Origin of the sequence: Sphingobium sp. BYY-5 (assembly GCF_022758885.1) — a bacterium.
GTDB lineage: Bacteria > Pseudomonadota > Alphaproteobacteria > Sphingomonadales > Sphingomonadaceae > Sphingobium.
Genome location: NZ_JALEBH010000001.1, coordinates 2,079,544 through 2,100,481, shown reverse-complemented (window position 1 = coordinate 2,100,481; position 20,938 = coordinate 2,079,544). Strand labels below are relative to the sequence as shown.

Below are 20,938 nucleotides of genomic sequence, written 5' to 3'. Positions count from 1 at the left end.
CTTAGAATTTCACGCTGGCATCGACACCGAAGGTGCGTGGCGCGTTGAAATTGCCATAGTCGCCCAGGATGTTGTTGACGCTGCCGGTCGTCACGCTGCTCGTCGGTGCGCCGGGCAGGCTGTTCGACGGATCGCGGCGGAAGACATATTGCTCGTTGAACAGGTTGCGGCCCCAGACGCTGAGCGTCAGATTGCGGCCATTGCCCACGCCGATATCGGCGAGCGAGATGCGTCCGTTGAAGATCAGCGAGGCGTCGGCCTTTGTCGCGAACTGGTCGAAGGCCTGTGTCGCCTGCGAATAATTGCCATCGAGGTGGAATTTCAGCTTCGTGTCGCCGCCGCCGAACGGCAGCGCATAGTCGATCGATCCGCTCGCCGCGTTGCGCGGCGTGAAGACGATGTAGAAGCGCTGGTCGACCGTGGTCGACAGGCCGCCCGCCGTGTAGGTGATCGGCACCAGCGGGATCTTCGTATAGGTATAGGCGTAGGAGGCGTTCAGCGTCAGCCCCTCGATCGGGTTCAGCGTCAGGTCGGCCTCGATCCCGCGGATCTTGGTCGTGCCGGGCGCATTGATCGTGACGAGGTTGTTGAAGCTGCCGGTCGCGGTCACCTGGATGGAGCTGATGTCCACCTGGCTGTCCTTGCGGTCCATGATGTAGCCGGCCAGGTTGAAGCGGGCCTTGTGATCCCAGAAGTCCGACTTCAGGCCGACTTCGTAGGACTTCACGTCTTCGGGATCGAACGCCTGATAGTTGGACGTGCGCGAGCTGGCGCCGCCGGCACGATAGCCGGTCGCATATTTGGCGTAGACATGCAGGTCGTTGCTGACGTCATAGGCGATCGTCGCCATCGGGTTGAACCGGTTCCACGTCTCGTCGAGCGGCGAATAGCCGTTCGCGGCCGCCACCGTGGGGTTGGTGTCATAGTTGATGTTGCGCGAATAGTGCAGCACGCCCTTCTTCTTGTCGTGCGTGTAGCGGCCGCCGACGGTCAGGTGCAGGGCATCGGTCGCGTTCCAGGTCAACTGACCATAGGCCGCATAGCTTTTGGACCAGACTTCCGACGCGCGGTCGATGGAGCGGCAGCCGACATCCGAGCCGAAACCACCCGAACCGGTGCAGGAGTTCAGGATGGTGTAGACGGCCTGACCCGCGCTGTTCAGATATACGCCGTTCGAGTTTGGCGTCGCGGCGTCGTCGCTGACATGCTCGTTGAAATAATAGAGGCCCGCGACATAATCGATGCTGCCGACGGTGCCGACCGCCTGCAGTTCCTGGCTGAACTGGCGCTGGCGCAGGTCGGCGAGGCTGTAGCGGCTGAACGCGCAGGGCGCAGCCTGGGTGCAGGCGCTGGTCAGGTTGACCACCGGCACGCGATGCGCGCCACCGCTATTGTCCCACTGGGTCGCGTCGACACCGCGCCAGGCGGTGATCGACCGCAGCTCGATTTCGGGCGAAACTGCCCATTTCAGCGCGTTGGTGAAGCCGTGGGTCTTGTCGATGCTGGGCTGCTGCGGCACGCCGATGTCGGCGGTCTTCATGCGCGTGTCGCCATTGACGACCACGCCGGGCAGCAGCGGCTTCACCGTGCCGGTCAGGTTGGTGTAATTGGTGCCGGGCAGGGCGCAGGCCGGCTGCGACGCCTGGGTACCGGCCGCGCAGCCATTGGGGTTGTAGTTCAGCAACTGGCTGTAGAAGGGGGTATTGGCGTCCCGCGCGACATCATAGGAGAAGTCGTTGGTGATGCTGCTGGTCGGCTGCCAGCGCACCGCGGCGCGCAGGCCCTTGCGGTTATAATAGTTCCAGCCGCTCTGCCCTTCGAGCGGGTTCTTGGTGGTCGCGTCCTGATGCTGGATCACGCCGTCCACCTTGACGCTGAACCCTGCGATCTTGGGCAGGTCGAGATGGAAGTCGCCGGTGCGCGCGCCATAATTGCCGACGCCCGCGTCGACGCGGCCACCGAACTCACCGGTCGGCGCCTTGCTGACGATGCTGAGCGCGCCGCCTTCGGTGTTGCGGCCGAACAGCGTGCCCTGCGGCCCCTTCAGCACTTCGACGCGCTCGACGTCGAACAGGGCGGCGTTCAGGCCATGCTGGCGGCCGAGATAGACGCCGTCGACATAGATGCCCACGCCCTGCTCGCGCGCGGGCTGGTTGGCGTCCAGCGGCACGATGCCGCGAATGCCGATGGTGAGCGCGCTCTGGCGCGCTTCGAAAGTCGCGATGCGCAGCGAGGGGACGGCGCCGTCAGCCAGGTCATAGAGGCTCTGGACATGGCGGTCCTTGAGCGCTTCGGTGCTCATGACCGCCATGGCGATCGGCGTTTCCTGAAGATTGGTCTCACGCTTGGTCGCGGTGACGACGATCTCGCCCAGGCCGCTGTCGCCCGGTGTGTCAGCCGCCGTTGTGTCGGGCGCCTGATTTTGGGCGAAGGCGATCGGCGCGGTCATGCTGGCCAATGCGGAGCCTGCGAGCAGTACCGCTCGCGCGAAACTGTTTAACATCATGAAAAATCAACCCCTTTTGTAATTCATTCCCTGTCACGGGGGGCTGATATGGCGCGATCAAGACAGTTGGATTTAAATTTGATGACAAACGCCTCGGAGGGCCTTCATCTTCGCTTCATGAACGACGCAGGGATTTGATTTATCTTATGAAATGCGGCGGGTTCGCAGCGGAAAATATTTGCATGTGCCCCGTGCTTGCCGACACACGATCCTGAGGCGCCTTATACCAAGCTGCGTAGAGAATGCTCATCAAGATCGAGTGGTTGCTGTTCCCCGGCCCTTCGACTGCTTGCTTGCAGCAGGCGCTCAGGATAAACTTCGGCCGTAGGCCAAAGGCCGGGGTCCAGTTCCACGGTTCGAACTGGACCCCGGCCTTCGCCGGGGAACAGACCGGCATAAGTTCTCATCAATATATCTTGGTATTAGAGCCTGTCTCGAAATGCGCCAAAGGCGCATTTCGAGACAGGCTCTTAGCGGCCCATCAGGATGAAGGGCGCCCAGATATAGGGTTGGGTGGCGTCGGGACGTTTGGAGGCGATCAGTTTCAGCATCGCCTTTTGCAGCGCCACCGCGCGCGGCAGGCCCCGATCCGCGCCCTTCACCGTCTCCAGCGTGATGAAGGCGCTGGCATCGTCGCGCACCGGCCAGTGCGACACCAGCAGTGCGCCGGCGCCAGCATAGCGGAAGGCCTGGGCCAGCCCCGAATAGGCGGCGGATTGGGCATTGTCGCCCGTGGCCGTGTTGCAGGCGGACAGGATCACCCAGTCTGCCCCGATCCGCATCGCCGCCACTTCCGACGCGGTCAGCAACCCGTCGTCGTTCGTGTCGCCGGTGCCGGTCGGCGACAGCACCAGCGCCGGTTCGGTCACACCCTCCATCTCGCCGCTCACCAGCCCGTGGGTTGCGAACAGGATCACGCCATAGGACGACAGGTCGCGCGTGCGCAGCGCTGTCTCATTCGCCTCCGCGCCGATCAGCAAGGTGGTGTGGTTCGATCCGAAGCGGTTCGCCACTGCCTGTAGTTCGGCGAGCGATCCGGGCAGCGGCGGCAGTTCCGCCAGGGCGCGCGCCTCCGCCCCGCCATTGCGGAAATATTGATTGGCGGCGAGTAGCGCGCCGCCGCGTGGGGTGATGCCGGGCTGGCCGGCGGGCGCGTTGGCGAAGGTCTGCGGCGCGCCTATGCCCAGAAAGCGTTGATCGCGCATCGCCATATGCTGTCGGTTGGCCGTGCCGATGGCAAAGCTGGGTTGCACCTCTATCGCGAAGCGGCGGACCAGCCAGGGCGTGTCGCGCCCAACGGCCGCTACCGGCCGCATGGGCAGCATGGCGAAGGGCAGGGAGGCGAAAGCTCCTGTCGGTACGATCCTTAAAGACCGTGCCTTGCCCAGCGTTGCGAGGATGCCGGGCGTGAAGATTTGCTGGTAGAGATTGTGCGCGGCGGCCTGGTCGAAGCCGGTGGGGGTCAGCGAGGCGCGCAGCCGGTTGACCAGCGCGACCATGGTGGCGCGGTCCATTGCCGCCCGCTCGATCCGTGTGCCGCCTGCGCTCACGGCCAACATATAAACGCCGTCGAATGCCGGCATCACCGCCAGCAACGCTTCTTCCTTGCCCAGACTCGCGCGGAGTTTATCCAGGTCCGGTCGCTCACCGCCGCGTACCTCGACCCAGCGCGGATAGGCGCGGGCGATGGCGGCACGCTCGGCTTCCGCATCGGCGGCCACAGCGGCGCGACCGGCGCGGGCTTCGGCGACGCCGCTGTCGATGGCCAGCGCCTTGAGCAGCCGGCTGTCCGCCGCTTCCAGCGCCTTCACCTTATCCTGCAGGCTGCGCACCTGTGCCGCGAGTGCCGGCTGTTCGATCAACCGCTGCGCCACCAATCGGTTGGCCTGGGCGATGCGCGATCCGGCCAGCACGGCCATGGCGTCCAGCGCCAGCGCGCTATCCTGCGTCTGCACCGCCACCGCCAATATCATGTCCAGCCCGGCGCGCTGCTCCTCCGTCAGTTCGCCATTGTCGTTCATCGCCGCGCCGTCGCGCAGCACGCCGGCCAGTCGCCGCGTTCTCTCTCCAAGCGTGCCGGCATCCTGTTCGGCCCAGGCCGACAGCATCGCCGCCTGCGCCAGCGGGAAGGCTGGCGCATTGTCCAACTGTCGCGTTTCGGCGGCGAAGGCGCGGGCGGTGGTGCGGGCATCCTCGATGCGCCCAGCTTCCATCAGGGCAAGGATCAAATAGGGATAGACGCGCTGGCCGATGTCCCGGTCCTTGTCCGACCCGGCGCGCACGCGCGACAACGCGGTGTTCAGCCGCGCGATCGTCTCGTCGCGCCGCCCTTCGGCCAGGCTCGCCGATGCGGCGAACGCCAGCGCCCGCGCCGATTGCGGGCTGCTTTCTCCCTCGATCTTCCGGAAACCGCGTTCCGCCTCCATGAACAGCGGCTCGGCATCGGCATAGCGTTCCAGCGGCATCAGCACCGATGCCAGATTTTGCAGCCCGAACTGGAAATAGAGGCTGTCCGTCCCCACCGTCTCACGCTTGATCGCTATGGCGCGCTGCAGATAGTCCAGGCTTTCGATCCGCCGTCCGGTACGCGACAGCAGCAGGCCCAGCGCTTCTAGCGCGCGGGCGTAGCTGGGGTGCTTGCGGTCGACATGATCGGTCGCCACGTCGACCGCCAGCCGCGCATATTTTTCCGCCTCCACGTCGCGGTCGGCGCGCTGGAGCATCTGCGCGTAGGTATAGTAAGAGCCGACGGTATCGGCGCTGTTCGGCCCGACCGCGGCGATCCGCGCCTCCATGCTCGCCTTCTGCGCCTCGACCGCCTCGGCATTCCGTCCGAGCCGGGTCAACGCCTGGGCATGGGTGAAGGCGATGTTGGACCGCAGCATCTGTGCATCGCTGTCCAGCTTGTCGACCGGGGTGCGGGCGATATAGCCGTCCATATATCGGCTCGCCTGCGCCAGCGTATCCGCGCCGCCCGACACGTCGCCGAGCGCGATCTGGACATAGCCCTTGATCGACAGGCCCTGCATCCACGCGATCGGATAGGCGTCGGCGAACGGCACCAGCAGCGCCAGCCCCTCGTTCGATCGCGCCAGCGCATCAGGATTCTTCCCGTCGATCTGGTCCATCGACGACAGGTTGATGAGCGCCACGCCGGCCAGTGGGTGCGGCTGGCCCTTCACCTTCGCCCTCATCGCCGCGGCGTGGAGCCGGTTCCAGGCGTCGCGGGTCTTTTGCGACATGGACAGCGCATAATCGTCGCTGTTGAACAGGTCGGACGCCTGTTCCTCCAGCGCGTAGAGCCGGGCATGACGGGGATCGCTGGCCGAGAAGGCGGGCGGTGCGGCGGCCATCGCCGTGGAGGACGCCAGCGCCAGCACCAGAAGGGCAACCGAACAGCGCGCGGAAAGCATCATGTCACCACCCCGCTTCATCGAGTCGACCCGCGCGTCTCTTGGGTCTCCCATGCGCCAGCGTCAAGAGCAGTGCGGGGGCGTAACGATCCTCAGCCCAGCGTCAGCCGCCAGTCCCAGCGCAGCGGATCGCCGTCCATCACCTCGACGCCGCGTGCGATCAGGCTATCACGAATCTCGTCCGACAGGGCGAAATCCTTCTCCGCGCGTGCGGCGGTGCGGCGTTCCAACGCGGCCTCGATCTCTTCCGGCGTGATCTGTGCATCCTTGGGCTGGACGCGCAGGTCGGCGCGGGTGAGCGTGAGCAGATTCAGGCCCAGCGCCCGGTCGAAAGCTGCGATCAGGCATAGCTTCTCGTCCACCGGCACTTTTCTCATGCCGATCGTCTCTTCCAGTAGCGGCAGCGCGCGGGGCGTCATCAGGTCGTCGGCGATCGCCGCCTCGAACTGCTCCAGCAGCGGGGCCAGCCTGGGATGGAGGTTGGCGCGCAGATAGTCGATCCGGGGCGACTGCCAGGTGACGCCCTCGGCGCGGGCCTTCAATCCCTCGACCCCCATGACCAGCCGCTTGAGCCGTGTCAGCGCTGCCGCGAGATTGTCCCAGCTAAATTCCAGTTCCGATCGATAATGCGCCTGCAAGCACAGGAGGCGATAGGCCAGTGGATGATAGCCTCGGTCGGCGAGCAGTTGCAGACGTAGAAATTCGCCGCTCGACTTGCTCATCTTGCCGCCGCGATCGATCAGGAAGTTATTGTGCATCCATATGCGCGCGCCGCTGTTTTGGGCGCAGTCGAGATGGCCATGATTCGAATCGAAACCCTGGATCGCCTGATTTTGCGCGATCTCGTTGGGATGGTGAATCTCGCGATGGTCGATACCGCCGGTGTGGATGTCGAAAGGCAGGCCCAGTTCAACACGGCTCATCACCGAGCATTCGAGATGCCAGCCCGGCGCGCCGCGACCCCAGGGCGAGTCCCATTCCATCTGCCGCGTCTCGCCTTGCGGCGTCCTACGCCAGATAGCGAAGTCAGCCGCGTGACGTTTGCCTTCGACCTCGTCGATGCGTCCCTCTCCCTCTTCGGTGACGGCACGGGCGAGATGACCATAGTCGGCGACTGTCGAGACGTCGAAATAGAGGCCCGAAGGGAGTTCATAGCAATGGGTGTCGGCGATCTGCTTCGCCGCTTCGATCATCTGCGGTACATACTGGGTCGCGACCGTCCAGCGGGCGGGATCGCGGACGTTCAGCCAGGCAAGGTCGCGCTTGAACTCCGCGGTGTAGAAGGCCGCGATGTCCCAGGCTGACTGACCTTGGGCAGCAGCAGCCTTCTCCATCTTGTCATCGCCCTGATCAGCATCCGATGTCAGGTGGCCGACATCGGTGATGTTAATGACATGGGTGAGGCGATAGCCCTTGAAGGCGAGCGTGCGGCCCAGCGTGTCGGCGAAGACATAGGCGCGCATGTTACCGATATGTTGGTAATTATAGACGGTCGGTCCGCAGCTATAGACCCGCGCATGATTTTCCTCGATCGGCGCGAAGGCCTCGATCGAACGGGTCAGGCTGTTGAACAGGCGCAGCGGCGCAGGGATATGCTGGTCGTCGGACATGGGCCAAGCCATGTCGCGAAGCGGGGCGGGCGTCAACGGGGCTTGGCTTTGTAATAAAATGTTGCAGCGGCTCCCATCCCTTGCACCCGCGCGTTCCCCACCCGATATTGCTGAAGCGGGCCGGGCCCCTCTGGCGATGTGGATGACCCCCTTGAATCCATGTCGCGATGTCGGACCGCATCGGGTGCGCCCGGTGCAGGTTTTGCGGTGATTTGCCCCCTCTCGTTGCCGCAGGAGACCGCACCGGGCCACTCGAACCATATTTATGATGGAGTGAGTGTTTCCCATGAATAATCCCGTTCGTATGCCGGGCTATGGCGCCAGCCGGTCGGTTGATACCGATGCCGGCCTGCGCGCGCACATGCTGGGCGTCTTCCGCAACATGGGCATCGGCCTTGTCATCACCGGCCTCGTCGCCGCGCTGGTCGGCAATACGCCGGTGCTGGCCGCCGCGATCTTTGGCACGCCCCTCAAATGGGTGGCGATGTTCGCGCCTTTGGCCTTCGTCTTCTTTTTCAGCTTTCGTATCGAAAAGATGACGACATCGGGCGCGCGCGCTGCCTTCTACGCCTTTGCCGCGGTGATGGGCGTGTCGTTGGGCAGCGTGTTCCTGGTCTTCACCGGCGGCAGCATTGCCCAGGCCTTCTTCTCGGCGGCGGTCATGTTCCTCGCCATGGCGCTTTGGGGCTACACCACCCAGCGCGACCTGACGAAGATGGGCAGCTTCCTCATCATGGGCCTGATCGGCATATTGGTGGCCAGCGTCATCAACATCTTCATCGGCTCGTCGGCGATGGCGATGGTGATTTCGATCATCGGCGTGGTGGTCTTCACCGGCCTCACCGCCTGGGACGTGCAGCGGATCAAGTCGGAATATTTCGTCTATGCCGGCCATGAGGTCGCGCAGAAGATGCAGGTGATGGGCGCGCTGTCGCTTTACCTCAACTTCGTCAACCTGTTCCAGATGCTGCTCAGCCTGACCGGCGAGCGGGAATAAGCGCGATGCGCGATCCCGCCCAGGTGTCGGCGATGCTCTGCCCGGTCTGTCATGTCGGTCTCGCCATGACGGACCGGCAGGGGGTCGAGATCGACTATTGCCCGCAATGCCGGGGCGTCTGGCTGGACCGGGGCGAACTCGACAAGATCATCGAGCGGTCAGGGCAGGCAACCACACCCGCGCCGCAGCCAGCGCCCGTCGCCCAGCCAAGCTATCGCCCGGACCGGGATGACGGGCGCTACTATCAGAAAAAGTGCAAGAAGAGCTTTCTGGAAGAGCTGTTCGATTGAGGAAAGGCCGGTTCCGATGGGGCCGGCCTTTTTCTTCGTTCCGACCCACTTCCTCCGTCATGCCAGCGAACCCAAGCCCACCTTTGTCGTAACAAGGGTTTTGGGTCGAGGGGTGTCCTGAGCAAAATCCAAAATGCCCATGAGGGCGCCGTGGAGCGTAGCGTGAAGTTCGCCACGCTTCTCGCCGGGGTGCAGGACGATTCGCTGGATCAGCGAGCGGATGGCGTCCGAAGCGTCGAGCCGCGTCTCAGGGTCTTCGAGCGCCTTGGTGAACCGCTTCATCTGGCGGCGATAGATTTCCGCGATACCCGAATGCACATCCGGGATCATCTCCGGCGCTTGCGCCATGCGGGCGGCGATGTCGGCCTTCTGCCGCTCCAGTTCGGTCATGCGCGCCTTCATCACGGGCTGATACAGCCCGTCTTCGATCGCAGTCATGATGCCTGCGATGGCCTTGTCGATCTTCTCCAGCGCGCGAGCGTCGGTTTCCACCTGCGCCCGCTGCTCACGGTTCTCGCGGTTGATATAGTCGGCATAGGCAGCGACCGCAGCCTGCACCTTGTCCGGTGAGACGAGCCGTTCGGCCAGGCCCGCAAGCGCACGCTGTTCCAGCGTCTCGCGAAGGATGGTCCGGCTGTTGGTACAGACATGGCGGCGGTGATGATTAGGGCAGCCAATGCGCCCATTGGCTACAACCCCCATCTTGTCGCCGCACACCCCGCATTCAACAAGGCCCGACAGCAGATAAGCAGGGCGGCGGGCCAGATGCATGCGGCTGGCCTGCGCGGCATGAACGCCATCGATCATCGGCTTGTATTGCACGGCCAATGCGCCCTGCCGCTCCTTCACGGCCTGCCACAGTGCGTCGCTTACGATGCGCAATTGCGGGACTTCCACTCGCACCCATTCGGATTCAGGATTGGTCCGAGCCACCGCCCGGCCGGTGCGCGGATCCTTGAGGTGATGCTTGTGGTTCCAGACCCGCACGCCGACATAAAGTTCGTTGTTAAGAATACCGAAGCCCCGGCTGCGCTTGCCGCGTATGGTCGTATCGCTCCACGCACGCCCCGAGGGGCCGGGCACGCCGTTCGCGTTGAGATCGCGGGCAATGGCGCGCGGGCTCTTGCCCGCCGCAAACTCATGAAAGATGCGCTCCACCACCGGCACTTCGGACGGCTCGATCCGACATTCGCCGCGCACCAGTTCGCCCTCGCTCGAAAGCCGCCGCACCGTGCGATAGCCATAGCCCACCGGTCCCGCCGAAAAGCCCTTCTCGACGCGCCCGCGCTGGCCGCGATGGGTCTTCTTTGCAAGGTCTTTCAGGAACAACGCGTTCATCGTGCCCTTGAGGCCGACATGGAGTTCCGAAATCTCGCCTTCGGCTAGCGTCACCAGCGGCACGCGCGCGAACTGGAGATGCTTGTAGAGCGTGGCCACGTCCGCCTGATCGCGCGACACGCGGTCAAGCGCCTCGGCCAGCACCATGTCGAACTTCCCCGCTTGCGCGTCCTGTACCAACGACTGGATGCCAGGACGCAGGATCATGCTGGCGCCCGAGATCGCGGCATCCTCATAGCTATGCACGACATGCCAGCCCTCACGCTCGGCGCGCTCGCGGCAGATACGCAACTGATCCTCGATCGATGCCGCGCTTTGCTGGTCGGAGGAGTAACGGGCATAAAGAGCGATACGGTTCATGAGGCCTTCCCTTCGGTCCAGGGGTTGAAGAGACGAATGCCGCTCGCCTCAAAGTCGGAGATGTTGCGTGTCACCAATGTCAGGTCATGTTGCTGGGCGTGCGCGGCAATGAAAGCGTCCATTGCGCCAATCGGGCGGCCTGCAGCCTGGGAACGGGCGACGATCCGGCCCCACTGGTCGGCAGTGCCGGTATCCACCAGCAACAGCCGCTCCTCGAAGCGGGGCGCCAGTTGCTCGGTCAGCCATATGTCGAGGCTGGCCTTGCGGCCGCCCTTGTCCATGCGCTCGATGCCGTGGCGCAGTTCGGCCAGCGACACGACACTGAGGAACATCTGTTCCTCGTCCATCGACGCCAGCCAGTCCATCACGCCGGGATCAGGGCGCAGTTTCGCGCCTTCGGAGATAATGTTGGTGTCGAGCAGGAAACTCATAGCTCGATCTCGCGAACGCCGCCCTTGAGGCGTTCAATCTCCAGGCCAGACCCTCGCAGCGGCGACGTCAGCAGGAAGTCGGCGAAGTTGCCGCGACGCTCGCGGCGCTTGACCCGTTCCCACAAGGCGGCATCGACCACAACCACGGCGCTTTTGCCGTGGCGGGTAATCGCCTGGGGTTCACGCCGCGCCTTTTCGATCACTTCGCTTAAGCGGGCCTTGGCCTGCGCCACGGTCCAGCTATCCGACTGCATTTCGATGGTCATAACCATATCTCCTATACTATGGTCATAATAGTCAAATATGAGCAAAATGTCAAGGTCCAGCGGGCGGCAAACCGGCCTCCCCCTCATTGTCATTAGCCGCCTTGCGCACCCGGATATGCTGGCGCGCGATGTGGCGGCCAATGGCCTGTGCTATGCGGGTCAGCGCCGCATCCACGTCCACATCGGGCGGTCCGCCGTCCGGCCCGTTGTCGTTGGCGGCGCTCAGGCGATCGGGCCGGGTGGCGTCGTCACCCCTCTCCATGGCCGGCCTTCCCAAGCGACGGTGGATTATCGTTGTCGGCCCGGTAGCGGCCGGGATCGGCAACCCAGCGATTGACGGCGGATTCGTGCCAGCCCGCGCCATGGACGCTGATCGGCACCTGCCGGGGGAATGTTCCGTCCGCGATCTTGCGGTAGATGGTGGACCGGGAAAGGCCGGTACGGTCGAGAACGGTTTTGAGGCGAATGATGCGATCGGCGTTCGGCATAGAGGGCGCTTTCAAGTCATGCGTTGCGAATACCCCCTAAAGCCAGAATTGACCGGGTTTCTGCCAAAGACAAGAAGCGTGCATAGCGCGCAAGACTGCCCGGACCTAAGTCATAGGGCTATAGAGGGACACCGAGGGACATGGAGGGTCTTGTAGGGAACTTGCGGGACCTGTCCCGCTTCGTTACCAACACGCATTTTTTCCGGCACTGTTGCCTGATTATCACGATTTGCGCTCGCCTGTCCCCGCAAATGTCGGCGCTATGATGAGTTTGACATCTCCATCGAACCTTTCTCGATGGCCTGTCAGTCGCGAATCAGATTGTCTCAGATGATCCCGGTTCGCAAGGGCGTGGACACTGTAGTGCCGGTTCGGCACTCAGTACCGCCTTGTACATTTCAGGGTCTAGCTTTCGCACGCAGGGAGTGAGAGGCAGATTGTGGGCGTCCCGCGCGTGCCCGCCCATGCCAAAATTGGATCGCCGCTGTGGCGGGCTCCTTTCACAGCTCAGCCTTTGAGGCTTGGCTACGGCGAGTTTCGCTGTCAGCTTGATCGCGCGTACTCTTCCACCTGCGATATTCAGCGGCGTTTTTGACCATTCCAGATTGGTCAATCAGAAGTAGCCCTACCTCCTGCGCCAGCCCGATGCCGTCCTGTACGATCAGGCTCTCGAATGTGGCGCCGCATGAAAGGCGGGGGATGAAAAATCCTGTGGCGTTGGGGCCTGCGTCAGCGCTGGATGCAAATGAGACCGTTTCAAGGGGCACTGACGGCCGTGCGCCAACGAGTATTCCTCCCGAATGGGTGGGACGGTAATTGGCCACACATGGATCGAGTGTCGGTTCGCTAGAAGGCAAGTTGGACAACAGCTTGCCAAAACTCGTGACGCGCTTGCCATCCGGACGCCAGCGGATCAACTGTTCATCCACCCATGGCCTTGCGGCATAGACATTGGCCAAATGGCGATAAATTTCGAACCCCGCCTTTTCGCGCGCCAGATCAAAATATGCCGTGGCGAGCGGTCCTGTATCTCTGTCATGGGTTATACCGCGATAAACGCCAAGCACGACGGCTTCGGACGGCGGATGGCTAAGCCAGACCTGGACATATTCGGAAGAATGCGCCTCCGCGTTGGCTCGCCTCGCGACGAGCCGGAGCGGTAACGTGGCCTTGTCGAGCCAGTCTATTGTCAAACTTTGCGTCTCGACATTGTACCCCTTCTCCACCAGCGATTGCCTGGCTTGGGAAAGGGTCATGCCCAGATGCAGGCCCGCAACCTCGAATTCGGAACTCGTCTGAGCTTTGGCATGGCCGATGCCTAACCAGGCGACAAGCGCCAGCCAAAGGAGCTTGTGTAATGTCATCAGACCTCCCCGCAAAAATTGCAGCTGAAGCAGGACACTCGCTGATTATTCCTTGCGCTGTTCCGGCTTTTCGCGCCGCTGCAATTCGTTTTCGACCGCTTCCCGGATGAATAGCGCCAATCGCCGGTTTCCAACGAGCGCCTCGATACGGCGGATCGTGTCAGTTGATAGCCTGATCGTCGTCGGCTTCATTCCAAGCGGCGGGCGTCCCATGGTTCCGTCGCTATCGGGTGATGAGACAATCTCCAAGTCAAACTCGTTGACGCTATCGTTTAATCGTATATACGACATCGTTTAATGATTAAACGATGTCGTATATTGATGCAATGGCTTTCTTGAGCAAGGCAATGGCGCATCAGGCATCGCGAATCATGCGGGAGTTTCGGGATCGTTTCGCATCCGCCCTGTTGCTTCCGCCTCATCCGCCATGGATGCGGGATGGAGGGTCTTATGGACGACGAGGCGAAGAAGTCACGCCCGCTTCCTCTTGTGGATGAGCAGGAACGCGCATTGCACGCATTCCACGATATGCGCGAGCGCGTCCCGGCGCGCGTGCGGCATCTCGATGCCATCGGCCGGATGGCGATGGAACGCGCGGTACGGATATTGCGCGCCTATTTCGTCGATCACCGCAGCAGTGCGCCGAGGCGCGGAACGCTGCACTGGCTGATGCTGGTCGGGGATCATGCCAACACACGAACGCGGATCAAATGGGGATACGAACCTCTTATATTCGATATCTGGGCCTTCGTGGATCACGAGGCCTATAAGGGACTGGATCGCTATTGGGGTCGCGCCCAGGCCGTCCTGAAGTCGGAACTGGGCCGGGCGATCGCCATCGAGCTTTCCGTCTTCACTATCGCCGAGGCGGAACGTTTCCACCGCACCAATCCCTGGCTTGCCGAGCGTTACGAAGGCGGGATCATTCTCTTCGATGGGGCGATTGACCCGCCAAGGGATGCCCAGTCTCAGGCGATCCATGATCGGATCGCGGCGGCAGCCGAGGCGCTGGACGAGCCGCCACGCACAGCCTTCGCCCAATATCGCCGCCACGGCTTCGACCTCGCCCGGATCGCGGGCGCGCTGGAGACGAGCCAGGCCGAAGCCGAAATGTATCTGGCCGAGGCATTCGGCACTCTGTTGGCTACGCTTGGCGACGATGCGCGGCCCCGGTCGCTTCGTCCGGCGCTTGGGGGACATCCCCGGTATAATCTCGATCTCTATCACCGTCCGGGCGACTTCGACCGCATCCTCGCTGTGACGCTCTATCGCCGCGCGGTGGATTTTGTCGGGATGATGGTGGAAGCACATGCGCGGGACCGTCCCTCGCTGGTCGTGCGCGAAGCGGCCTATGCGACCGAGTTCGCCTTGAAGACGCTGCTGCTGCGCGCGGGCTACTCGGACGACTGGAACCGCCTCCAAATCGGCCTCGACCTTGAACGCGCGCTGGAGGAAACCCAGGCGAACGGCCTGCCGTCTCCCTCCGAGGAACTGGCACGGTTGATCCCGCCGCTTACCCGCTATCACCGGGACGGCCGACTGACCGGTCAGTCGCGCGACATACTCGCCATTATGCCGCCTGCCGAGATCGTGGAAACGGTGGCGACGTTGCTCGCCGACGTGGGCCGGATGACCGGCTATACCGGCCTGCCAGGGGAGGACGACGCATGATGCTGCGCGCTGACCTCGACCATTTGCCGATCGCCATGCGGCAGGAACTGTACCGGGCCGCTGCGCTGCTGTTCGAAGGCTTCGACGCCCTATGCGCGCGCAAGCGCACGGAACGCTTCAAGACGGCCCATATCGATAAACTCATCCTCTATGGTCCGCACACGGCGCAGGATCAGGCATCGGTCCCGCCTGCCGCACCGATCCGGTTGCTCGCAATCGTCAATCATCGCCGGATCGCCGCGCGCCGCGATGATTGGGCACCGATCCGCGACCGGCTGCGACGGGCGTGGGAGATGGGCGAGATCGCGCATCCTGTGCGCCTGTGCGTCCATACATTGAGTCATGTGAACAACGCACTCGTCCATGGCGTGCCCTGGTTCGTCACCATCGCGAGCGAAGGCATCGCGCTCTACGAAGCGGGCAGCGGGCGGTTGGAATCGCCGCGCACATTGCCTGCCGCTCGCCAGCATGAGCGTGGAAAAGCCGAGTTCAGCCGCTGGTATGGACGGGCCGGGGATTTCTTCATGGGCGCGGCCTTCTATCAAGGCCGGGGTAATGCCCCGATGGCGGCATTGCTGCTGCATCAGGCGTGCGAACATCTTTATCAATGCGTGGCATGGTCGCTGACCCTCAATGGCCTGCGCACCCATGCGCTGGACGAACTGCGCGAGGTCGCCGAATATCTCGACATGCGGCTTTCCCTCGCATGGCCACGCGACACGCCGTTCGAGCGCCGCGTCTTCGGCTGCATCCGCCGTGCCTATGTCGAGGTGCGCTATGGGCGGAGCTACAGGATCAGCGGCGAGGAACTGGCGTGGGCGATGGACTGCACGGCGGCGCTGCATCGGCTGGTACATACCATCTGTCTTGAGAGGCAGGAGGCGGTCGCCATGCTTGCGCGGGAGGCCAATCATGTCCGCATCGCATGACATCGATCCCCGATTGCAGGCGGCCTATTGCGATGCGGTGGCGCGCCTTCCACCGCTGACCCGCGTGGTGTTCCTGCTGCATCGGGTGGACGATTGTTCCTATCGGCAGATCGCCGGGCGACTGTCGATCACGATCCCCGCCGTGGAATGCTGTATGGCCGAAGCCTTGTCGATGATCGCTGCTGCCCTTGACGGCGATACGCCCCGGCGCTGGCGGCGTGCACCGATCGCGCTGGCCGAGACTGAGCTTCGCCAGCGTCATCGCCGCTATTGCGAGGACAGGCTGCGGAAAATCAACAGCGTGTTGCCGATTCCGTGGGACGATGAGGGCGATGACGATGCACTCATGACGCGGATGATGCTCGACACTATGCCGTCAAACGCATTCGAGACGTTCATGCTCCATCAGGTCGACCATCTCAGCTATGCGGAAATCGCGCAACGCAAGTGTACGGTCAGATGGGTCGTCATGTGCCGGATGCGGCGCGCTGTCCGGCACCTTGCTCAAGGACCGGAAAGGTTCGAGCCATGGTTACGCAGCGGTTGCATATCGACGGAGAGATGAGCGGAGAGGCGGCGGCTGGATGCCTGTTGCCCTTCACGCTGCCATAGCGCTAATCCCCAGGAGAGTCGCCGCTTCCCTCCTCAAGCGCATTGGCGATCATCGCCGCCAGCGTTTCCTCCGCCCTGGCGCGCACGCTGACATCCTTCGATTCCAGGTCATGCCGTATCCATTGCGGTGCGCGTTCGATGACGCGCAGGATGATTGCATTGATTTGTTCGTCCATGGCGCTGCCCTATGGCGGCTCAAACCTTACTGGCCAATGTATCAGCCCCGAACAGGCGGCCTACTGCGCAGACGTTCCGTTGCGGATTGCGCCATGGCTTGCTGCCGGGAAATATGTCTGAGGGGTAGCGCGTCAGGCAAAACCTCGGCCAGCTAGCAGTTCAGGGCTGGTGAGGCCGACATGATTGGCTGTAGGCGATGCTATATGGTTGATCGAAGCAGGAAACCAGGCCGTCCACGACATCAAGATTTGGCGGCCATGACTGAACCTTGATCTCCCTTGCTTCCGGCGTTGCGTCAGGCTGCTGAGCAGGCGGCGGCAAATTTGCCAATTTGTCGCGGGCCGTTTTCAGTGCTGTGGCATCATGGCGCAGGAACGCGATCGAGGCATCGACATAGGCATTCCAGCCCGTATCGACATTCAACTGGTTCGGCTGCTGGTGAGACTGTTCAAACAGGGACAGCGCCTTTTCCGACTGCCCGGCCCCCGCTCTTAACTGCCCTTCATGCCAGAACAATATGGTGCCATGTCCTGGATGGGCGGCACGATAGTCCTTGATGAGATCGGCCGCAGCCAGTTGACAGTCGGGCTTGACTGCAAGCGCCCGCCATCCGCCGTCCATGTCCTGATCGAATGCGTGCGGGTCGAGAGCGATCATTGCATCGCGGTCCACCTCGCACTTGGGCGGCGGCAATCCGGCCGTTTGGATAAGAATGATGGCAATCCACGACATGCCCATATTTATGGCATCGGCCCCTTGAGCACAAAAGTCTCATCTTTCGTTTTCTGCTCGATTTCGAACGCACGCTTGCCCTTGCGTTGCCAGAGCGCCAGCGCGTTGGCCCGTTCCTCGCCCCGCAACCTGTCCGCCACGTCAAGGAACACGCCATAGAGCGTCGCCCGGTCATCATCGGTGAGATCGACCAGCCCGGCCTTGATGACGAGACCGCCCAGTTCGATCAGGTGCTTCGTTCTCTCCCGACGCTTCACAACCCAGTCCCGCATGTCGGTTCGCGCTTTCCTTGCCTCAATGCGATGCCGCGCCACCGTCGAGCGGAAAAGTGCCGCTCGGACTGCGTTCAGGTCCGCCCGCAGGCTTACCGCCCTTGCCCTGAAAGAAGCTCGCCCCTGCCTTGCGCCACCCCTCCTTTGTTGCGGCGTCCTTCACCGTAGCGGCATGGAGCAGCGCCCCGGCCAGCACATCGGCGTCGAGCGTGTCGGCTCCGGTCGCCGTCACCAGTTCGCCAAGCTGGCGCACGCGGCGTTCCTTGAGCGCCTTCGCCTTGTCGGCAAGCGCTTTGAGTTCCGAATCGAAGTCGCGAGGTTTACGCATCGCAAAGTCTCCATTGAGTGACGATGCAGCCATGATAGAAGAGTGCGAGCGGTGATGCAGTAGAGTCGCCGGGACGGGCTGACACCGCCTAGTCCCGTCCGAGAAAATTTCGAGAAGGGCGCGCTTATACGTCGTTCCGACGTGCGCTTGAGCGTAGTAGATGGACGATCGTCATGGCGATCTTCCATTTCTCCGTTCAGGTCATCAGTCGCGCCAGCGGTCGCAGCGCCGTGGCCGCCGCTGCCTATCGTTCGGCTGAGCGCCTGCACGACGAGCGACTGGACCGCGACCATGACTTCACCAACAAGTCGGGCGTCGTTCATAGCGAAGTGCTGCTGCCCGAAGGCGCACCTGAACGCTTTGCGGATCGCGCTACCCTTTGGAACGAGGTCGAGGCGACCGAGAAGCGCAAGGACGCGCAGCTTTCCCGCGAGGTCGAGTTCGCCATTCCGCGCGAGATGACCCAGGCCCAGGGCATTGAACTGGCTCGCGACTTCGTGTCGGTCGAGTTTGTCGCGTCCGGCATGATCGCTGACCTCAATATCCATTGGGACACGGGCAGCGACGGCCAGCCCAAACCCCATGCCCATGTCATGCTGACCATGCGCGAGGTGGGCGAGGACGGTTTCGGGCAGAAGGTGCGCGACTGGAACCGCGCCGAACTGGTCGAGCAATGGCGCGAACGCTGGGCCGAGCATGTCAACGCCCGCCTTGCCGAACTCGACATAGATGCAAGGATCGATCACCGTAGCCTGGAGGCGCAAGGCATCGACCTTGAGCCGCAAGACAAGATCGGCCCCGCTGCGCAACGCATGGGCGAACGCGGGCTGGAATCCGAGCGCATCGAGGATCATCGCGCCGTCGCCCGGCGCAACGGCGAACGCATCATCGCGAAGCCGCGCGTCACCCTGGATGCGATCACCCACCATCAGGCGACATTTACCCGGCGCGATATGGCGATGTTCGTGCATCGCCATACGGATGGAAAGGAACAGTTCGACCGGGCGATGAGTGCCGTTCGCGCTTCGTCCGACCTGATCGAATTGGGCAAGGACGGGCGCGGCGACGATCGCTTTACCAGCCGCGACATGATCGAGACCGAACAGCGGTTGAGCCAAGCCAGCGCATTGATGGCAGAGCGCGAACGGCATCGCGTGGACGAGAAGGCGCGCGCCGACGCGCTGTCGCGCGCGGAGGCGAGCGGACTTGTGCTGACCGGCGAGCAGCGCACAGCGTTCGAGCATGTGACGGGCGACCGTGGCTTGAGCGTTGTCGTCGGCTATGCCGGGACCGGCAAGAGCGCGATGCTGGGCGTAGCGCGCGAGGCATGGGAGCGCGCGGGGTTTGAGGTGCGCGGCGCAGCTCTGTCGGGCATCGCCGCCGAGGGGCTTGAGAATGGTGCCGACATAGCGTCCCGCACCATCGCCAGTATGGAACATGGCTGGAGTCAGGGCCGCGACATGCTCACCGCCCGCGATGTGCTGGTGATCGATGAAGCGGGCATGGTCGGCACCCGCCAGATGGAGCGGGTTCTGTCCCATGCCGCCGACGCAGGGGCCAAGGTGGTATTGGTAGGCGATCCCCAGCAGTTGCAGGCGATCGAGGCGGGTGCGGCCTTTCGCGCGATCCATGAACGGCATGGCGGCGTCGAGATCACGCAGGTGCGCCGCCAGCATGAGGAATGGCAGCGCGACGCCACCCGGCATCTCGCCACCGGCCGAACCGGCGAGGCGATCCGGGCCTATGCCGACCACGGCATGGTTCATGCGGCCGAAACGCGCGAACAGGCGCGCGACGATCTTGTCGCCCGCTGGGATCGCGAACGGCAGGACAACCCGCAAGCCAGCCGCATCATCCTCACCCATACGAACGACGAAGTGCGCGAACTGAACAAGGCGGCACGCGACCGGATGCGGCAGGCGAGCGAGCTAGGCGATGATGTTCGCGTGAAGACCGAGCGCGGCACCCGCGCTTTCGCCTGCGGCGACCGCGTGATGTTCCTGCGCAACGAACGCAGCCTTGCGGTGAAGAACGGCACGCTGGGAACGATCGAGAAGGTCAGCGAAGGCCATATGGCCGTGCGCACCGACGACGGGCGATCCGTCGCGTTCGACATGAAGGATTATGCCCATGTCGATCACGGCTATGCCGCCACCATCCACAAGGCGCAAGGCATGACCGTGGATAAGGCCCATGTGCTGGCGACGCCGGGCATGGATCGCCACGGTTCCTATGTCGGCCTGACGCGGCATCGGGACGGCTTGGTGCTGCACTATGGCCGCGACGATTTTCGCGACGAATCCCGACTTGTCCGCACGCTCAGCCGTGAGCGCACCAAGGACATGGCGAGCGATTACGAAAAGGCCGATCCTGCGCGCGCCTTCGCCGAGCGGCGCGGCATCACGTTCCGCGAGCGGGTCGCGGAAATCGTCCGCACAGGGGCCGAAAAGGCACGCAGCATCTTCGATGGTCTGCGCTTGTCGCTTGAGCAGCAGGATCGCCACGCATCACCCAGCCCGGAACGGCAACGCGGTACGTTCGAAGGGTTTCGCCCGATTGAGCAGCGTCTCGATCCGGCGGAGACGGCGCGGGCCGCGCGCGAGCGGATGCGCGACCTTGCGGTCCAGCGCCACGCCCGCGCTGTTGCCAGCATCTGGAAGATGCAGGACCAGGGCTTGCCCGTCCTGCCGCACCAGCAGGCCGAACTCGACAAGGCCCGCGAAGCGCTGACCCAGACCGCAAAACATGCGGTGAAGGACATGGAGCAGGCCTATGGCCGCGATCCCGCATTGGTATCGGATGCGGCCGGTGGGCGGGTTCAGGGCGCTATCCGCGCCATGCAACTGGAAGCGGAAATCCGCGTCGATCCCGACAAGCGCGCCGACCGGTTCGTGGAAGGCTGGAGACAACTCGGCCAGCATCGCCAGGAACTCCAACACGATGAAGATTTCCGGGGCGCGCGCAAAATTACCGAACAAATGGCGGGCATAGCGAAAAGCCTCGAACGCGACGCGCAGATGGAATCGATCCTGCGCAGCCGCAAGCAGGAACTCGGGATCGATTTCGATACCGGCCGCAAGCTCTCCCAGGATCTTTCCAACAGCGTCGGCATCGAGATGGGGCGCGGCCACGGCATGAGCAGATGAGAAGGAGA

The 20,938-nt window shown here is 63.2% G+C and carries 20 protein-coding genes; 6 read left to right on the top strand and 14 right to left on the bottom strand.

The features are described 5' to 3' along the window. Position 1: 1 nt before the first annotated feature. The 3 genes from MOK15_RS10010 to cysS all read right to left on the bottom strand — a co-directional run bounded on the left by MOK15_RS10010 (position 2) and on the right by cysS (position 7,529). A complete protein-coding gene (locus MOK15_RS10010) occupies positions 2–2,503 on the bottom strand; it encodes a TonB-dependent receptor (RefSeq protein ID WP_242932710.1) in 2,502 nt (833 codons plus the stop codon). 473 nt (positions 2,504–2,976) lie between these two features. Further along, positions 2,977–5,922 carry a CHAT domain-containing tetratricopeptide repeat protein gene (locus tag MOK15_RS10005; RefSeq protein WP_242931480.1) on the bottom strand — a complete coding sequence of 982 codons (2,946 nt, stop codon included), beginning with the start codon at positions 5,920–5,922 and terminating at the stop codon, positions 2,977–2,979. Positions 5,923–6,011: 89 nt separating this feature from the next. After that, complete coding sequence (cysS, locus tag MOK15_RS10000; RefSeq protein ID WP_242931479.1) at positions 6,012–7,529, bottom strand: cysteine--tRNA ligase; 1,518 nt, start codon at positions 7,527–7,529, stop codon at positions 6,012–6,014. A gap of 286 nt (positions 7,530–7,815) precedes the next feature. Here cysS and MOK15_RS09995 point away from each other — a divergent pair, with 286 nt between their 5' ends. Both MOK15_RS09995 and MOK15_RS09990 read left to right on the top strand, forming a co-directional pair. Then, entirely contained in the window at positions 7,816–8,526 is a 711-nt protein-coding gene (locus MOK15_RS09995; RefSeq protein WP_242931478.1) for a Bax inhibitor-1/YccA family protein, read from the top strand. Between the two features lie 5 nt (positions 8,527–8,531). Next, on the top strand, positions 8,532–8,816 hold the full coding sequence (locus MOK15_RS09990; protein ID WP_242931477.1) for a zf-TFIIB domain-containing protein: 285 nt from the start codon (positions 8,532–8,534) through the stop codon (positions 8,814–8,816). Between the two features lie 57 nt (positions 8,817–8,873). Here the strand turns inward: MOK15_RS09990 and MOK15_RS09985 are convergent, their stop codons facing one another. From MOK15_RS09985 to MOK15_RS09955, 7 genes are all read right to left on the bottom strand, one after another. Next, entirely contained in the window at positions 8,874–10,514 is a 1,641-nt protein-coding gene (locus MOK15_RS09985) for a recombinase family protein (RefSeq protein WP_242931476.1), read from the bottom strand. Further along, positions 10,511–10,945, bottom strand: coding sequence for a type II toxin-antitoxin system VapC family toxin (locus MOK15_RS09980; protein ID WP_242931475.1), 435 nt, complete (start codon positions 10,943–10,945; stop codon positions 10,511–10,513). The genes MOK15_RS09985 and MOK15_RS09980 overlap by 4 nt, the downstream gene beginning before the upstream one ends. Further along, on the bottom strand, positions 10,942–11,211 hold the full coding sequence (locus MOK15_RS09975) for a type II toxin-antitoxin system prevent-host-death family antitoxin (protein WP_242931474.1): 270 nt from the start codon (positions 11,209–11,211) through the stop codon (positions 10,942–10,944). The genes MOK15_RS09980 and MOK15_RS09975 overlap by 4 nt, the downstream gene beginning before the upstream one ends. A 49-nt stretch (positions 11,212–11,260) precedes the next feature. Continuing rightward, positions 11,261–11,473 carry a hypothetical protein gene (locus MOK15_RS09970; RefSeq protein WP_242931473.1) on the bottom strand — a complete coding sequence of 71 codons (213 nt, stop codon included), beginning with the start codon at positions 11,471–11,473 and terminating at the stop codon, positions 11,261–11,263. After that, positions 11,460–11,699, bottom strand: a complete 240-nt coding sequence (locus tag MOK15_RS09965; protein ID WP_242931472.1) for an AlpA family transcriptional regulator — start codon at positions 11,697–11,699, stop codon at positions 11,460–11,462. The genes MOK15_RS09970 and MOK15_RS09965 overlap by 14 nt, the downstream gene beginning before the upstream one ends. Before the next feature lie 500 nt (positions 11,700–12,199). Further along, on the bottom strand, positions 12,200–13,063 hold the full coding sequence (locus tag MOK15_RS09960; protein ID WP_242931471.1) for a hypothetical protein: 864 nt from the start codon (positions 13,061–13,063) through the stop codon (positions 12,200–12,202). Positions 13,064–13,108: 45 nt separating this feature from the next. After that, positions 13,109–13,354: a hypothetical protein gene (locus tag MOK15_RS09955; RefSeq protein ID WP_242931470.1), complete on the bottom strand. Its 246-nt coding sequence runs from the start codon at positions 13,352–13,354 to the stop codon at positions 13,109–13,111. Positions 13,355–13,513: 159 nt separating this feature from the next. Between MOK15_RS09955 and MOK15_RS09950 the strand changes: the two genes are divergently transcribed. From MOK15_RS09950 to MOK15_RS09940, 3 genes are read left to right on the top strand one after another with little or no spacing between them, the layout of a single operon-like run. Next, on the top strand, positions 13,514–14,734 hold the full coding sequence (locus tag MOK15_RS09950; RefSeq protein WP_242931469.1) for a hypothetical protein: 1,221 nt from the start codon (positions 13,514–13,516) through the stop codon (positions 14,732–14,734). Continuing rightward, a complete protein-coding gene (locus tag MOK15_RS09945; protein ID WP_242931468.1) occupies positions 14,731–15,663 on the top strand; it encodes a DNA-binding protein in 933 nt (310 codons plus the stop codon). Before MOK15_RS09950 ends, MOK15_RS09945 begins: the two co-directional genes overlap by 4 nt. Continuing rightward, positions 15,647–16,228 (top strand): sigma factor-like helix-turn-helix DNA-binding protein, encoded by a 582-nt coding sequence (locus MOK15_RS09940; RefSeq protein WP_242931467.1) that lies wholly within the window; start codon positions 15,647–15,649, stop codon positions 16,226–16,228. Before MOK15_RS09945 ends, MOK15_RS09940 begins: the two co-directional genes overlap by 17 nt. Before the next feature lie 49 nt (positions 16,229–16,277). Here the strand turns inward: MOK15_RS09940 and MOK15_RS09935 are convergent, their stop codons facing one another. The 4 genes from MOK15_RS09935 to MOK15_RS09920 form a co-directional block, all read right to left on the bottom strand. Further along, positions 16,278–16,451, bottom strand: a complete 174-nt coding sequence (locus MOK15_RS09935) for a DUF6771 family protein (protein WP_242931466.1) — start codon at positions 16,449–16,451, stop codon at positions 16,278–16,280. Between the two features lie 160 nt (positions 16,452–16,611). Next, positions 16,612–17,184 carry a hypothetical protein gene (locus MOK15_RS09930; RefSeq protein WP_242931465.1) on the bottom strand — a complete coding sequence of 191 codons (573 nt, stop codon included), beginning with the start codon at positions 17,182–17,184 and terminating at the stop codon, positions 16,612–16,614. An 8-nt stretch (positions 17,185–17,192) separates the two neighbouring features. Next, positions 17,193–17,456 carry a conjugal transfer protein TraD gene (locus MOK15_RS09925; protein ID WP_242931464.1) on the bottom strand — a complete coding sequence of 88 codons (264 nt, stop codon included), beginning with the start codon at positions 17,454–17,456 and terminating at the stop codon, positions 17,193–17,195. Positions 17,457–17,478: 22 nt separating this feature from the next. Further along, positions 17,479–17,784: a conjugal transfer protein TraD gene (locus tag MOK15_RS09920; protein ID WP_242931463.1), complete on the bottom strand. Its 306-nt coding sequence runs from the start codon at positions 17,782–17,784 to the stop codon at positions 17,479–17,481. A 173-nt stretch (positions 17,785–17,957) separates the two neighbouring features. Between MOK15_RS09920 and traA the strand changes: the two genes are divergently transcribed. Further along, the gene (traA, locus tag MOK15_RS09915; protein WP_242931462.1) at positions 17,958–20,930 is read left to right on the top strand and encodes a Ti-type conjugative transfer relaxase TraA; all 2,973 of its coding nucleotides are present in this window, start codon (positions 17,958–17,960) and stop codon (positions 20,928–20,930) included. The last annotated feature ends 8 nt before the right edge of the window (positions 20,931–20,938 follow it).